This window comes from Blastococcus sp. LR1 (assembly GCF_020166105.1).
In the GTDB taxonomy this organism is placed as follows: domain Bacteria; phylum Actinomycetota; class Actinomycetes; order Mycobacteriales; family Geodermatophilaceae; genus Blastococcus.
The window spans coordinates 714,526-729,529 of the sequence record NZ_JAIUJY010000002.1 but is presented as its reverse complement, the minus strand read 5'-3'; the positions used below and the strand labels follow the sequence as shown (position 1 = coordinate 729,529).

Sequence of the window (15,004 nt, the reverse complement as noted above, 5' to 3'; positions counted from 1 at the left end):
TGGTCAGGAGAGGGCGGATCAGCGGCCGAGCCGGCGGAGCACCTCGTCGGGGCGGTCGGTGATGAGCGCGTCGACGCCGAGGTCGACGAGGAAGTCGACGTCCGCGGGCTCGTTCGCCACCCACACGTGCACTTCCTTGCCCGCGGCGTGCGCCTCGGCCACGTAGCCCGGATCGGACCGCAACAGCGCCAGCCCGGGGCCGACGGCGCTCATCGAGCCGGTCAGCAGCTCGCTGCGCACGGGCCGCAGCCGCTTGCCGATCAGCTGCACGGTCTGCACACCGGGCGCCAGCGTGCGGGCCCGGCGGACCGCGAGCTGGGAGAAGCTCATCACCCGGAACGCCGGCTTCCCGCCCCACTCGACGGGCTGGCCGCCGTCCAGCAGGCCGTACCGGCGCAGGCACCGCACCAGCTCCTGCTCCACCCGGCGGGCGTGCCGCGTCGGGTGCTTGGTCTCGATCGCCAGCCGCACGGTGCCGGGAGTGGCGGTCGCGTACTCGAGCAGCCGCTCCAGGGTGAGCACCCGGCCGTCCTCCACGTCCGGCTCGTCGGAGACGGCGAGGATCTCGTCGTCCTTCCAGGTGTCGCGCCGGGAACGGCGGGCGCCGAACTGGAACTGCTCGAGCTCGGACAGCCGCAGCGTGGAGACGACGCCGCGGCCGTTGGAGGTCCGGTGCACCCGCCGGTCGTGGACGCAGACGAGCACGCCGTCACGGGTGAGCCGGACGTCGCACTCGACCGCGTCGGCGCCGACCTCGACGGCGTGCCGGTAGGCGGCCAGCGTGTGCTCGGGCGCTTCGGCAGTGGCTCCGCGGTGGGCGACCACCTCGGGGGCGACGACCTCGGGAGCGGTCACCGGGGGGCGCGGCGGGAAGAAGCTGGCACGGCAGAGATCTTCCCCGTCCGCTTCCCGTCGCGCAGCGGAGGGGCGCGGCTACCCGGTGCGGCTACCCCGTGCGGCTACCCGGCGAGGCGGGCGCGGTACTCCGGCACGGTGGCCATCGGCGGCCGCTCGGCGACGGCTACGTCGCTGGTCCGGGGCACGAAGCCGGTGCCGTCGTGCCGGAACCGGGTGAGCGCGCCGCTCGTCTCTCGCGAGCCCCCGGCCCGTGACAGGACGGTGGCCACCACCTGACCGGCCATCTCGCCGAGCGCGTCGACGCCCTGCGAGGTGTGCCGGCGCTCGCCGAGGTCCACCTGGGCCAGCGAGGAGAGCCCGCCGAGCTCCAGCAGGTCGAGGAGCAGCCCGACCTCCACGCCGTAGGCGGAGACGAACGGCACCCGCTCGAGCGCCGAGCGGCGGCCGGCGTACTCGCCGCCCAGCGGTTGCACGAACCCCGCCAGCTCGGGCCACAGCGCGTTGAGCAGCGGCCGGGCGGTCAGCTCGGTGACCCGGCCGCCGCCGGCGGGGACGACGGTGCCGCCCACCTCGAGCGGCCGGGTGTAGCAGCCCTTCACGTACCGGACCTGCGGATCGGTGAGCAGCGGCCGCAGCAGGCCGGGCACGTAGTGGGTGACGTCGCCGAGCAGGTCGGCGTCCAGGAAGACGACGAGGTCGCCGGTGGTGGCGGCCAACGACTTCCACAGCGCCTCGCCCTTGCCGGGCCGGGAGCCGCAAGCCGGAAGCACGTCGGAGGTGGCGACGACGTCGGCGCCGGCGGCGCGGGCGACCGCCGCGGTGGCGTCGGTGGAGTCGGAGTCCATGACGACCAGCTCGTCGATCAGGGGGATCCGGCGCATCCAGTGCTCGCGCAGGTCCGCGACGAGCCGGCCGACGGTGGCCTCCTCGTCGCGGGCGGGCAGCACGACGCTGATCCGGTGCCCGCCGCGGCGCTTCGCGCGCAGCAGGGCAGCGGGATCGAGGTCGGCCAGGGAGGTCGCGGAGGTGGTGCGCTCGGCGAACCAGGCTCGGGCGTCGGGTCTCACGGGCTCCACTGTCGCGCACGCGTCCGGAGGGTCACCAGGGCGACTCCCTGGTGTTCACCCGTTCGTCACGGCCACGACGGACGAGCGCCGGACGGGCAGGAACCGGTCAGCGGGCGGGAACGGCGGCGAGCTGGGCGGCCAGGTCCTCGGCGGTGAGGTCCGAGGGGAGCACGCGCCCGTGCAGCAGGTCGATCCCGGCCGCGATGGCCCCGTCGCGCTGCTCGGCGCTGACGATGCCACCGGCCACGGAGACCAGGCCGAGTGCGGCCATCGTGCGGGCGACGGAGTTCAGCACCGTGAGCGCGCCGCCGGTGTCGTCGCGGGTGGCGAGGTTCGCCAGCTCGACGCGCACCATGTCCAGCGGAACGCGAGCGAGCAGCGCCCAGATGCTGTAGCCCAGGCCGTAGCCGTCGAGGCACAGCCGGACGCCGGTGCGGCGGACCGCCTCCAGCTCGGGGACCAGGGACGCCCCGGAGGTCATCAGCGTCTCCTCGGTGAGGGAGAGCACGAGGCGGCGCGGGTCGAGGCCGGCGTCGGCGACGGCGGAGGCGACGTCGCGGGCCAGGCCCTCGGCGTTGGCCGCGCCCGGCGGCAGGCTGACGACGACGCCCAGCGAGCGGTCGGCCAGCGGAGCGATCTCGCGGCAGGCCTGTCGCAGCAGCCAGCGCTGCAGGTCGGCGCTGCGCCCGAAGCGGTCGGCCACCCGCCACAGCTCCTGCCCGCGGACGGTGCCGCGCGGGTGCTCGTACAGCGGGAGCGCGTGCACGAGCGCGATGCTGCCGTCGGCGGCGCAGGCGGTGTCCATCCGCACGCTGAGCGTGCCCTCGACGAGGGCGGCGGCGAAGGTGAGGTCCTCCATGCCGGAGACGACGAACGCGTCGTCCTCGGCCAGGCGGACGCAGCCCTTGCCGGCCCGCTTGGCGTCGCGCAGCGCGGCGTCGGCGGCGCGGAAGGCGGCGGTGCCGCCGAGGGTGGCCAGGGTGGAGACGCCGACGCTGGCGCCGATGGCGAAGGTGCGGCCACCGGCCCGGAAGGGCAGGGTCATGACGTCGACGACGCGGTGCGCGACCTCCTCGCCGTCGGTGGGCGAGCCGCTGACCAGCACGGCGAACTCGTCGCCGCCGAGGCGGGCGATCAGGTCGTCGTCGCGGACGACGGTCCGGAGCCGGCGGGCGACCTCGACCAGCAGCTGGTCGCCGGCCTCGTGCCCGGCGACGTCGTTGACGGCCTTGAAGCCGTCGAGGTCGAGCACCAGCAGCACCCGCGGGTCGTCGGAGACGACGCCCAGCTCGCGGAAGAGCAGGACGCGGTTGGGCAGGCCGGTGAGGGAGTCGGTGTAGGCCATGCGCTCGAGCTCGCGCTCGCGCAGCCGCCGGGCGGTCACGTCGCGCAGGTGCAGCACGCGGCGGCTGCCGCCGGGGCGCTCGGAGCTGGTGACCTCGAGCTCGCGGGGCGCGGCGCCGTCGACCGGGACGCGGAAGTGCAGCGCCGCGCGGTCGGTGACGGCGCGCACGCTCGTCCGGTCCTCGGGGACGACGAGCTCGAGCAGGGAGACGTCGCGCTCGGTCCCGCCGTCGATGCCGAGCAGGTCGCGGGCGGCGGGAGAGGTGAAGAGCAGGCGGAACTGCGCGTCGATGATGGCGACGCCGTCGGAGCTGGACTCGATGAGCTCGCGGAAGTCCTCCTCGCTGCGCACGAGGTCCTCGGTGACGCGGCTGTCCTCGCGGATGCGCAGCACCAGGCGGACGCCCACGAGCGTGAGGACGACGGCGATGCCGAGCTCGGCGGCGGTGCTGACCGGTTCGCCCCGCAGCATGCCGAAGACGAGGGCGGCCGGCATGCCGAGAACGGCGGCGACGACGAGGACGAGCCCCACCGGGCTGATCTGCGGAGCGGCGTCGCGGGCGGTGCGCCCGACGGGCCGCAGCGGAGCGCGGTAGGTGGCCAGGGTGCCGGCGAGCAGAGCGGCGGCGACGGCGGAGTCGCCGACCGCCGTCCAGCCCCAGGACGGATCGACGATCGCCATGGCCTCGGCGCCGGCGGCGAAGGCCTGCAGCGAGACGCCGACCAGCAGCGTGGTGGCCGCGCGGCGCATCGCCGCCGTCGAGACGGTGCACATGACGCCGGCCGCGCCGAGCATCAGCGCGGCGTAGGCGCCGTAGGCGAGCACGAGGGAGCGCTGGTCGTCCGGAGCATTGGCGGGGCTGACCAGCGGTGTGCGCAGCACCTCGGTGATCACCAGGATCGCGACGATCACGACAGCGCCGTCGACGGCGAGGGCGCTCCAGCGGGTGCGGATGACGCGGCGGGCGAGGATCGCGCAGGTGATCAGCGGCGACGTCGCGCCGATCAGCAGGATCACGTCGTCGGCGCCGAAGCCGTCGAACTCCGGACCGGGGAAGGAGCCCGCCAGGAACTGGGCGACGGCGAAGCCGAGCGCGCCGAGAGCCGGAGGCCACCAGGGGAGGGTGACAGCCCGGTCCATGATCGCCAGGCGGCGCAGGATCAGGACGACGCAGCTGGTGGCGATCGAGCCGAGGACGAGCTCGTCCCACTGCATGCCGGTGCCGTCGGGCGCGCTGAAGGGCACCGCGGCGATCAGGCCGACGATGCCCAGGAGCACGGTCCAGCGGAACTGGACGGGAAGGTCGCGGAGCCAGCTCACGCAGGCACCCCCGGAGGCGCGGACGCGACGTAGGGAACCGTGCGCCACACGCCGGCGGCGAGCTGCTCGGCCTCCAGCGGCCGGGAGAAGGCGTAGCCCTGCACGAAGCGGTGGCCCATGTCGCGCAGCAGCGCGAGCACGGCCGGGGTCGCGACGCCCTCGACGATGACGGGCAGATTGAGGGTGGTGCCGAGCTGGAGGATCGCGCGGCACAGCGCCCGGCGCTGCGGATCGGTCTCCACGTGGGCCAGGAAGTGCTGGTCCATCTTGAGCAGGTCCACGGGCATGCCGACGAGGTAGGCCAGCGAGGACCAGCCGGTGCCGAAGTCGTCGACGGCGATCCGCACGCCGAGGCCGCGCAGGGTCTCCAGGTCGGCGGCGACGTGCTCGTCGAGCAGCATCGACTCGGTGATCTCGACGATCAGCCGGGAGGCGGGCAGCGCGCTGCTCTCCAGGGCGGCGACGACGTCGGAGACGAGCTGGCCGCTGCGGACCTGGCGGGCGGAGACGTTGACGGCGACCGACAGCTCGTCGTCGGTGGTGCGGGCGACGGTGGAGCACGCCTCGCGGAGCACCCAGCGGCCGAGCTCGGTGATCAGCGGCGACTCCTCGGCCAGCGGCACGAACTCCTGCGGGGAGACGTCGCCGAGCTCGGGGTGCCGCCAGCGCAGCAGCGCCTCGACGGAGACGGTGCGGTGCAGGACCACGTCGACCACGGGCTGGAAGGCCAGCCGCAGCTCGCCGCGCTCCAGGGCGCCCGCGAGGTCGACCGCGAGCGTGCTGCGACGGTCCTGGGCGTTGCGCAGGGCGTCGTCGTAGCGGTGCACGGAGCCCACGCCGGCGCTGCAGGCGCTGGACAGGGCGAGGTCGGCGCGGCGCAGGGCCTCGCCGGGGTCGATGTCTGCGGCCAGGCCGGTGACGCCGGCGGTGGCGGTGAGCGGGCCGGCGGGCGTGGCGATGTAGCCGAGCGTGCTGACCAGGCGGGTGGCGACGACCTCGGCGTCGGAGACGGTGCCGTCGACGAGGACGACGAAGTCACCGTCCTTGCCGCGGGCCAGCCAGTCCTCGCCGCGCAGCTCACGGCTCAGGCGCGAGGTGAGCACGCGCAGCACGGTCTCCTCGGTGCCGGGGCGCGAGGTCGCGCCGGCCACGCCGTCGATGGAGAGGAGGACGAGCGCGACCGGGGAGGCGGCGACCGTGCGCTGGACGGCGGCCAGCCGGCGGCTGAGCGCCGTCCGGTTGGGCAGGCCGGTGACGGGGTCGGCGAGGGAGAGCTCGAGCAGTTCGGGGTCGACGCCGCGGCCGCGGGAGGTGACGTCGCGGCAGTGCAGGACGAGCGCGCCGACGTCGGGGTCGTTGCGGAGGTCGCGGACGGTCGCCTGCATCAGGCGCCACTGCCCGTCGGCGGCGCGCACCCGGGCGGTGCGCACGGCGAACTCGCCGTTCTCGCGGCGCTGGAGGTTCGCGCCGAAGAGGCCGGCGCGGTCGTCGGGGTGGATGACCGGTTCCAGCGGGAGGCCCAGCATCTCGCCGGGCTCGCGGCCGAGGACGCCGGCCAGCGCCGGGGAGGCGAAGGTGACGCGGAGCTGCTCGTCGAGGATGACGACCGGGTCGACGCTGCTCTTGGCGAGCGTGCGGAAGGCGGCCTGGCTGCGGCGCAGGTCGCCGGCCAGGAGCTGCTGACGGCGGCAGACCGCGGTGAGGGCGGCGGTGATCGGCGCCAGACCGAGCAGGACGCTCAGCGCCCGGAGCAGCGGATGACCGGGCAGGAGCACCGGGACGACGGCGACCAGGGCGAGCCCGAAGCAGAGCACCGGAAGGAACCCGGCGCGCCCACGGGGAGGCGGAGTCGGGTTCGCAGCCGTCGGCTGACCCGGGTCGGGCGCGGTCGTCACCTGTTCGTTGTCGGGAGGGAGGGCCCCGTGCTGCAGCCCTCGTTACCGATCCGTCACCCGTTCGGGGGGCTGCGGTGATCACCACGGGTCCATCGGGGTCTCGACCCGCGCCGACGCCCCGGTGCGCCCGAGGTGATCATGAACGGCGCCGCCGCCAGGCACGAAGTGATCACCGCATTCCGGACGATCGGGACACGCAAGGGTCGGCCGCCGCGCCACGGTGGCGAACGGGTGGCAGAGTGCTGGGGGTGAAGACCTGGCTCGATAGCTGGCCGGTGTACCGCCAGCTGACCGGCTCGGACCCGCTGGGGCGTGGCAAGGCCGCCCGCAGCAAGGGGACCGAGTCCGTCGTCTCGCGTACCGCCACCGCTGACCGCGTCGTCAAGAGCGTCTGCCCCTACTGCGCCGTGGGTTGCGGCCAGAAGGTGTACGTCCAGGACGAGAAGATCACGCAGATCGAGGGCGACCCCGATTCGCCGATCAGCCGCGGCCGGCTGTGCCCCAAGGGCAGCGCCAGCAAGCAGCTGGTCACCAGCCCCACCCGCGTCACCACGGTCAAGTACCGCCGTCCGTTCGGGACGGAGTGGGAGGACCTGGAGCTCGACACGGCGATGGAGATGATCGCCGACCGCGTCCTCGACGCCCGCCGCAAGGGCTGGCAGGAGGAGGACGGCGGCAAGCGCGTGAACCGCACCATGGGGCTGGCCAGCCTCGGCGGCGCGACGCTGGACAACGAAGAGAACTACCTGATGAAGAAGCTGTACAGCGCGATGGGCGCCGTGCAGATCGAGAACCAAGCACGCATATAGCACTCTGCGACGGTGCCCGGTCTGGGTGCCTCGTTCGGTCGTGGCGGTGCCACGAACTTCCTGGAAGACCTCTCGAACGCCGACTGCATCGTCATCGAGGGTTCGAACATGGCCGAGTGCCACCCGGTGGGTTTCCAGTGGGTCGGTGAGGCCAAGGCGCGCGGCGCGAAGATCATCCACATCGATCCTCGCTTCACGCGGACCAGTGCGATCGCGGACCTGCACGTCCCGCTGCGCATCGGCACGGACATCGCGTTCCTCGGTGGCCTGATCCACTACGTGCTGAGCAACGAGCTGTACTTCAAGGAGTACGTCGCCGCCTACACGAACGCCGCCGCCCTGGTGGGCGAGGAGTACGTCGACTCCGAGGACCTCGACGGCCTGTTCTCCGGCTTCGACGCCGAGAACCGGCAGTACGACGAGGCGAGCTGGCAGTACGAGCCGGAGGAGCCGCCGAACTCGGGCTCCGACCAGCCGGCCGAGGCCGCCGAGCAGGAGCGGACCGACCAGGACCCCGACGTGAAGTCGGCCGACCGCGCCCAGGCGTCCGGCAGCGGCGGTCCGCCGATAGCGGCCAAGCCCAAGCGCGACGAGACGCTGCAGCACCCGCGCTCGGTGTTCCAGATCCTCAAGCGGCACTTCGCCCGCTACACCCCGGAGATGGTGTCCGAGGTCTGCGGCGTCGAGCCCGAGGTCTTCGAGCAGGTGGCGAAGTGGGTCACCGACAACAGCAACCGCGACCGGACGACGGCGTGGATCTACTCCGTGGGCTGGACGCAGCACAGCGTCGGCGCGCAGTACATCCGCACCTGCTCGATCCTGCAGACGCTGCTGGGCAACATCGGCCGTCCCGGCGGCGGGATCATGGCGCTGCGCGGGCACGCCAGCATCCAGGGCTCCACCGACGTCCCGACGCTGTTCAACCTGCTGCCCGGCTACCTGCCGATGCCGCACGCGAAGCAGCACGCGACGCTCGAGGAGTACGTCGCCGACGCCGAGGGCAAGGCCGGCTTCTGGGGCAACAAGAAGTCGTACATGGTCAGCCTGCTCAAGGCCTGGTGGGGCGAGAACGCGACGGCGGAGAACGACTTCGCCTTCGACTACCTGCCCAAGATCAACGGCGACCACAGCAGCTACCGGACGATCGCCGACATGATCAAGGGGAAGGTCTCCGGCTACTTCCTGGTCGGCGAGAACCCCACGGTGGGCCACCCGAACAGCAGGATGAACCGGTTCGGCCTGGCCAACCTCGACTGGCTGGTCGTCCGCGACCTGCAGATGATCGAGTCGGCGACCTTCTGGAAGGAGGGCCCGGAGATCGAGACGGGGGAGATGGCCCCCGACACGATCGGCACCGAGGTCTTCTTCATGCCGGCCGCCACGCACGTGGAGAAGGAAGGCACCTTCACCCAGACCCAGCGGGTGCTGCAGTGGCGGCACAAGGCTGTCGAGCCGCCGAACGACGCCCGCAGCGACCTGTGGTTCTACTTCCACCTCGGTCGCATCCTGCGCGAGCGGCTCAAGGACTCCACGGACCCCCGGGACCTCCCGCTGCTCGAGCTCACCTGGGACTACCCGACGCACGGTCCCGAGCTCGAGCCCAGCGCCGAGCACGTGCTGCAGGAGATCAACGGCTTCGGTCCGGACGGCCAGCTGCTGAACTCCTACCTGGAGATGAAGGACGACGGCTCGACCAGCGGCGGCTGCTGGATCTACTCCGGCGTCTACGCCGATGGCGTCAACCAGGCCGCCCGGCGCAAGCCGGGCAAGGAGCAGGGCCCGGTGGCCTCGGAGTGGGGCTGGGCGTGGCCGCTGAACCGGCGGATGCTCTACAACCGCGCCTCGGCCGACCCCGACGGCAAGCCGTGGAGCGAGCGCAAGAAGTACGTGTGGTGGGACGAGGCCGCCGGTGAGTGGACCGGCCTCGACGTGCCCGACTTCGAGAAGAAGAAGCGCCCGGACTACGTGCCGCCCGAGGGTGCCAAGGCGCAGGACGCGCTGGCCGGCAACGACCCGTTCGTCATGCAGGGCGACGGCAAGGCGTGGCTGTTCGCGCCGGGCGGCGTCGTCGACGGGCCGCTGCCGACGCACTACGAGCCGGCCGAGTCCGTCGTCGAGAACGGTCTGTACAAGCAGCAGGCCAACCCGACGCTGGAGATGATCGAGGGCCCGTGGAACCGGGCGAACCCCGCGCGCAGCGAGGTCTATCCGTTCCAGGTGACCACCTACCGGCTCACCGAGCACCACACCGCCGGTGGCATGAGCCGCACACTGCCCTACCTCGCCGAGCTCCAGCCGGAGTTCTTCGTGGAGGTCAGCCCGGAGCTCGCGAAGCTGCGCGGACTGGCCAACAACGAGTACGCGACGCTGGTCAGCGCCCGCACGGCGATCGAGGCGAAGGTGCTGGTCACCGAGCGGGTCCGGCCGATCAGGCTGCGCGACGGCACCGTCGTGCACCAGATCGGCATGCCCTACCACTGGTCCTACGCGGGCATCTCCACCGGAGACGCCGCCAACGACCTGCTGGGCATCGTGATGGACCCCAACACCCACATCCAGGAGTCGAAGGTCAGCTCCTGCGACATCATCCCGGGCCGCCGTCCGCGGGGGCCGGAGCTGCTGGAGTTCGTCGAGGGCTTCCGCCGTCGCGCCGGCGTGCAGTCGGGGAAGGTCGGCGTGAACGGCCGCGACCCGGTCGCCGCCGACGCCGGAGAGGGCTCGACGATCTCATGACGCACACGAAGAGGAGGGCCGCCGCGTGACCTCGGTCAGTTCCGCCAGTCCGGGCCTCGGTGGCCTGCGCGACGTCAAGAACCGGCTGTTCGGGCCCTTGCCCGACGTCGCGGAGGAGGCCGGGTACGAGCCCGACCACCCGAAGCGGGTCGGCTTCTTCACCGACACCTCGGTCTGCATCGGCTGCAAGGCCTGCGAGGTGGCCTGCAAGGAGTGGAACACGCTCCCGATGGACGACTCGCACGGTGAGCGGGACGCCCTGGGCCTGTCGGGGATGTCGTACGACAACACCGGGCAGCTGGGCGCCAACTCGTGGCGGCACGTGGCGTTCATCGAGCAGTCCCGCGCCGTCGACCTGCCGATGCCGACCTTCGGGCGGCCCGGCGACGACCGGCCGCACGAGCACGGCATCCCGGCGCCCGACAGCGGCGACCTGGACAGCACCGCCAAGGCGCAGGCCAGCGTGCTCAACATCGAGGCGCTCAGCGAGTTCGACCCGCAGACCGGCCAGACCGGCGCGGACAAGCAGATCCGCTGGCTGATGAGCTCCGACGTCTGCAAGCACTGCACGCACGCCGGCTGCCTCGACGTCTGCCCGACCGGCGCGCTGTTCCGCAGCGAGTTCGGCACCGTCGTGGTGCAGCAGGACATCTGCAACGGCTGCGGCTACTGCGTGGCGGCGTGCCCCTACGGCGTCATCGACCAGCGCAAGGACGACGGCCGGGTCTTCAAGTGCACGATGTGCTACGACCGGCTGACCGACGGGCTGCAGCCGGCGTGCGCCACCGCGTGCCCGACGCAGTCGATCCAGTTCGGCGACCTCGACGAGCTCCAGGAGCGCGCCGACGCCCGGCTGGCGACGCTGAAGTCGCAGGGCGTGGAGACGGCGCGGCTGTACGGGCGCGACGAGAACGACGGCGTCGGCGGCGACGGGGCGTTCTTCCTGCTCCTCGACGAGCCGGAGGTCTACGGCCTGCCGCCGGACCCGATCGTCACGACCCGGGACCTCCCGGCGATGTGGAAGGCGGCCGGCACGGCTGCGGCGATGATGATCGGGGTCGCGGTCTCGGCCGTCCTCGGCTCGCGGAGGCGCTGACATGACCGGCGGGATCACCAGCCCCGGTGCGGGGTGGCGCCAGGCCGACAGCGGCCCGGCGACGCAGCGCAAGAGCGGCAAGCGGCGCAAGCGCGGCGGCGGCCGCAACCGCGGCGAGGTCGCGATGGTCGACGACGTCGAGTTCACCTCGTACTACGGCCGGCAGATCGTCAAGACGCCGGTGTGGAAGTCGCCGGACGTGCCGCTCTACCTGTTCCTCGGCGGTGCTGCGGGTTCGTCGTCGATCCTGGCGGCGGTCGCCGACTTCACCGACCGGCCGAAGCTGACCCGCGTGGGCCGGATGACCGCGGCGATCGGGTCGCTGCTCTCGGTGGTCGCCCTGGTGCACGACCTCGGCCGGCCCGAGCGGTTCCTGCACATGCTGCGGGTGTTCAAGTTGACGTCGCCGCTGTCGGTCGGCACCTACATCCTGTCGCCGTTCAGCGCGGCGGCCGGGGCGACGGCGGCGGTGGAGCTTCTCGGCTGGTTCCCGCGGCTCGAGCGCTTCGGGGGCATCGTGTCCGCCATCTTCGGCGGGCCGCTGGCCACCTACACCGGCGTGCTGCTGGCCAACACCGCCGTGCCGTCGTGGCACGCGGCCTACAAGCAGCTGCCGTTCGTCTTCGGCGGCTCGGCGATGGCTGCCGGTGGCGGCATCTCGATGATCTTCGTGCCGGTCGACGAGGCCGGACCGGCCCGGAAGATGGCGATCACGGGCGCGGCGATCGAGCTGGCCGTGATGCACAAGGTCGAGACCGACCACGGCATCCTGAGCGAGCCGTTCCACGAGGGACGCCCCGGCAAGCTGATGCAGGCAGCGAAGACGACGACCGCCGCGGGCGCCGGGTTGGCCGCGATCGCCGGGCGCACCCGGGTGGGCGCCATTGCGTCAGGAACGCTTCTCGCGGCCGGTTCGCTGCTCACCCGCTTCGGCGTCTTCGAGGCCGGCATCGCCAGCACCAAGGACCCGAAGTACGTCGTTCTCCCGCAGCGCGAGCGGCTCGCCGCCGGCACCAACGAGCACGCCTCCACCGTCACCCGCTGAGCGGTTCCGCCGCCGCGCGCGGTTGTGCGCTGATGTGCCCTTCCGCGATGTGAAGCGGCACATCAGCGCACACGGTTGCTGGAGAAGAGCCGCTGACGCGTGGTGTAGACGGCGAGGATCTCGCGTCGGCACGCCTCGGGCGATCGGGTCATCCGGGCGAAGCCGAAGCGCAGGGTCTGCCAGCCGACCGTGGCGAGCAGGGCATCCCGGCTGATGTCGCGCTCCCGCTGCGCGCGCGAGCCGTGCCAGGCCGCGCCGTCCATCTCGACCGCCAGCAGGATGTCGTCGTAGGCGGCGTCGAGGAGGAACGTCCGGCCTGCGACGGCGACCTGCCGCTGCTGGACGAACGGCGGCATGCCCGGTGCCCGGAGCACCTCGAGACAGCCCCAGATCTCCAGCTCGCTCCGACATCCGTCGGCGAGCAGTGAGATGAGCCGGGAGAGCTCGACGCGGCCCGGCAGCCGTGGCTGGGTGGCCAGCTCCGCAGCCAGGTCCTGCGGGCGGCACCGCCGAGTGCGGACGGCGGCGATCGCGGCGGCACGCACGTCGGAGCGGGGGACGCCGCGGGGTCGGCCCCACGCGTCGACGATCGAGCGCTCGACGGACGTGAGGGCGAGACCGTCCACTCGCCGGTGGTCGGCGAAGGTGCCGGGAGCCCGGTGCACCACGACGCCGGCGGAGCCGCGGCCGCTTCTGCCCGGCTCGACCGTGACGTGCACCGGCCCGGGTGGGTGTGGGAGGAGTTCCCACAGCGCCAGTGCGGTGGCGTCGCTGGCGACCGCCTTCCGGTCATGCAGAGCCGCGGCCACGCGGGTACGCCAGTGTCCGGCGGTGGACGGCAGCGCCACCACGCCCGGCCGCACCTGGATCAGCCGGCCGTCGGAGACCCAGCGGGCGATCGTGCGTCGGCTCACCCGTTTCAGCAGCTCCGGAACCGTCACCCAGCCATCCGGCCCCACCGCCGCAGGTACGTCGAACGCCACGGAGGGACACTGCGGCACTCGACGCCACAGCGGGCTCCGCAGAGTCGACCTGTGGATGACGACCGACGGTGTGCGCAGATGCGCCGTAAGCGGCACATGTGTGCACACGACTGTCGTGGCCGGGACCGGCGTCTCTGTGACGGGCGTGACAGCGGGGGCGTGATTCCGCCCATCTCCCCTCTTGGGAGGAAGTCGAGGCAGTTCCGACTCGTATCCCCCTTCTGACCTGCCGATATCCCACACCTCGGCCCGCTGCGTCGATCCGCGCGCACGGGAGGCAGATCAGAAGAGGAAGTCATGTCCGGGTCCTTCTGCAGTAACTGTGGCGCCCAGCGCTCGCCGGGCGCGGCATTCTGCGCCGGCTGTGGCGCCGCGCTGGCAACGCCGACCGCAACGCCGACGACGGCGCCGACCGCGATGCCGGCCACGGCGCCGACCGCGACGCAGCCCGCCATCGCGGTGCAGCCCGCTGCCGCGCAGTACGCGCCGCCGCCGGTTCCGCAGGCAGCGCCCACCGCCGAGCTCCCCCAGCAGCCGACGCCGCAGCCCGCCGCCGCCCCCTGGGGTGCCGCCGCCGGCGCGCCGTCCGCTCCCCGTCAGTCCGGCCGCAGCTTCGTCGACGCCCTCCTCAACGGCGACTGGGGCGGCGCCGCCAAGACCGCCGGCATCGCCGTGGGCGCGATGCTCGCCGTCTCGCTGCTCGGCGTCCTCCTGGTCACCGAGGGCGGGGTGGGCTTCCGCGAGACGCTCGCACTGGTCCTCGCCGGTGCCTCCCTCGCCGTCGGCGGCGACGCCTTCGCGGAGGCCGACGCCAGCTTCGCCGCCGGCTCGGTGAGCGTCGGCGCGCTCCCGCTCACCGTCACCCTGGTGGGCGTCGGCCTGCTCGGCTGGCTCTTCGGCAAGCAGCTGCGCAGCAACCCGGGTCAGTCTCCGACCGACTCCCTGCTGCAGGGGCTGCGCACCGCGCTGGTGTTCACCGCTTCCTTCCTGCCGATCTCGCTGCTGACGCGGTACGACTCGGACAGCTCCGGCGTGTTCGACCTGTCCGGCCAGCTCGGTGTCGGCGTCGCCTCCACGCTGTTCGGCGCCCTGCTCTTCGCCGTGGCCGCCCTGGGCATCACCTGGCTGTTCGCCCGCACCAGCACGCTCCCCGGCCGGTTCGGTGCGCTGCTGGATGTGGCGCGTGTACCGCTGCTCGGCGCTGTCGCGGTCTTCGCCGTCGGCCTGCTCGCCGTCGTCGCCGGCCTGATCTACGGGCTCGTCGAGGGTGACGAGCCGATGGTCCAGATCGGTGCCGTGGTGCTCGCCGCCGGCAACGGAGCCCTGCTGAGCGTCCTGCTGTCGGCCGGTGTCCCGCTCAACGTGGACGGCGCCGTGCGCGGCGAGCTGGCCGACGAGCTGCCCGCCGCCGCTGCCGGCGTGGACCTGTTCACCTTCACCGACGCGAGCGGCTGGTTCTGGCTGGCTCCGGTCGCGCTGCTGGCCACCGTCGTCATGGTCGCCGCCGCCCTCGCGGTCCGGCAGAACACCATCGAGGACGCCCGCCGCGAAGGGCTCCGGTTCGCCGGTGGCCTGGCCGTGGTCGCCTTCGTGGCCACGCTGCTGCTGCGCGTCGGCATCGACGGCAACGCCGGCGTGACCGGATACGGCGACGGCGGCGTGGAGAGCTCGCTGATGTTCAACCCGCTCTTCGCCGCGGTCGTCCTGGGGATCTGGGGGATCGTGGCCGGGCTCGTCGCGCCGGCCGTGGCGGCCAAGCTGCCCACCGGTTTCGTGGTCTGGGTGCGCAGCCGGTTCGGTGCCGCGGCCCAGCCGGCTGCCCAGCCGGTCGCGCCGCCGGTCGCCTGACCTCC

At 72.9% G+C, this 15,004-nt stretch carries 8 protein-coding genes and 2 pseudogenes; 5 read left to right on the top strand and 5 right to left on the bottom strand.

Features of this window, described 5'->3' with window-relative positions:
* Positions 1–18: 18 nt before the first annotated feature.
* The 4 genes from LBW97_RS08150 to LBW97_RS08135 form a co-directional block, all read right to left on the bottom strand.
* Positions 19–855, bottom strand: a complete 837-nt coding sequence (locus LBW97_RS08150) for a glycerophosphodiester phosphodiesterase family protein (RefSeq protein WP_224498898.1) — start codon at positions 853–855, stop codon at positions 19–21.
* 104 nt (positions 856–959) lie between these two features.
* The gene (locus LBW97_RS08145) at positions 960–1,925 is read right to left on the bottom strand and encodes a glucosyl-3-phosphoglycerate synthase (protein WP_224498897.1); all 966 of its coding nucleotides are present in this window, start codon (positions 1,923–1,925) and stop codon (positions 960–962) included.
* A gap of 106 nt (positions 1,926–2,031) precedes the next feature.
* Complete coding sequence (locus LBW97_RS08140) at positions 2,032–4,590, bottom strand: diguanylate cyclase domain-containing protein (RefSeq protein ID WP_224498896.1); 2,559 nt, start codon at positions 4,588–4,590, stop codon at positions 2,032–2,034.
* Positions 4,587–6,485 (bottom strand): bifunctional diguanylate cyclase/phosphodiesterase, encoded by a 1,899-nt coding sequence (locus tag LBW97_RS08135; protein ID WP_224498895.1) that lies wholly within the window; start codon positions 6,483–6,485, stop codon positions 4,587–4,589. The genes LBW97_RS08140 and LBW97_RS08135 overlap by 4 nt, the downstream gene beginning before the upstream one ends.
* 242 nt (positions 6,486–6,727) lie before the next feature.
* Between LBW97_RS08135 and fdh the strand changes: the two are divergent.
* From fdh to nrfD, 3 genes and pseudogenes are all read left to right on the top strand, one after another.
* Positions 6,728–10,027, top strand: a pseudogene (gene fdh, locus LBW97_RS08125) (formate dehydrogenase).
* A 25-nt stretch (positions 10,028–10,052) separates the two neighbouring features.
* Positions 10,053–11,123 (top strand): 4Fe-4S dicluster domain-containing protein, encoded by a 1,071-nt coding sequence (locus tag LBW97_RS08120; protein WP_224498892.1) that lies wholly within the window; start codon positions 10,053–10,055, stop codon positions 11,121–11,123.
* Between the two features lies 1 nt (position 11,124).
* Positions 11,125–12,168: an NrfD/PsrC family molybdoenzyme membrane anchor subunit gene (nrfD, locus tag LBW97_RS08115; protein ID WP_224498891.1), complete on the top strand. Its 1,044-nt coding sequence runs from the start codon at positions 11,125–11,127 to the stop codon at positions 12,166–12,168.
* A 62-nt stretch (positions 12,169–12,230) separates the two neighbouring features.
* Here the strand turns inward: nrfD and LBW97_RS08110 are convergent, their stop codons facing one another.
* The gene (locus LBW97_RS08110) at positions 12,231–13,082 is read right to left on the bottom strand and encodes a DUF559 domain-containing protein (protein WP_224498890.1); all 852 of its coding nucleotides are present in this window, start codon (positions 13,080–13,082) and stop codon (positions 12,231–12,233) included.
* A gap of 366 nt (positions 13,083–13,448) precedes the next feature.
* On the opposite strand from LBW97_RS08110, the pseudogene LBW97_RS20600 reads away from it, so the two are divergent.
* A pseudogene (locus LBW97_RS20600) lies at positions 13,449–13,523 on the top strand (zinc-ribbon domain-containing protein); the annotation flags it as partial.
* A gap of 45 nt (positions 13,524–13,568) precedes the next feature.
* Positions 13,569–14,999 (top strand): streptophobe family protein, encoded by a 1,431-nt coding sequence (locus LBW97_RS08100; RefSeq protein ID WP_224499027.1) that lies wholly within the window; start codon positions 13,569–13,571, stop codon positions 14,997–14,999.
* Positions 15,000–15,004: the final 5 nt, after the last annotated feature.

Coding starts and splice junctions, on each gene's coding strand:
- nrfD (WP_224498891.1), top strand. CDS start 11,125: ATGACCGGCGGGATCACCAGCCCCGGTGCGGGGTGGCGCCAGGCCGAC.
- LBW97_RS08100 (WP_224499027.1), top strand. CDS start 13,569: ATGCCGGCCACGGCGCCGACCGCGACGCAGCCCGCCATCGCGGTGCAG.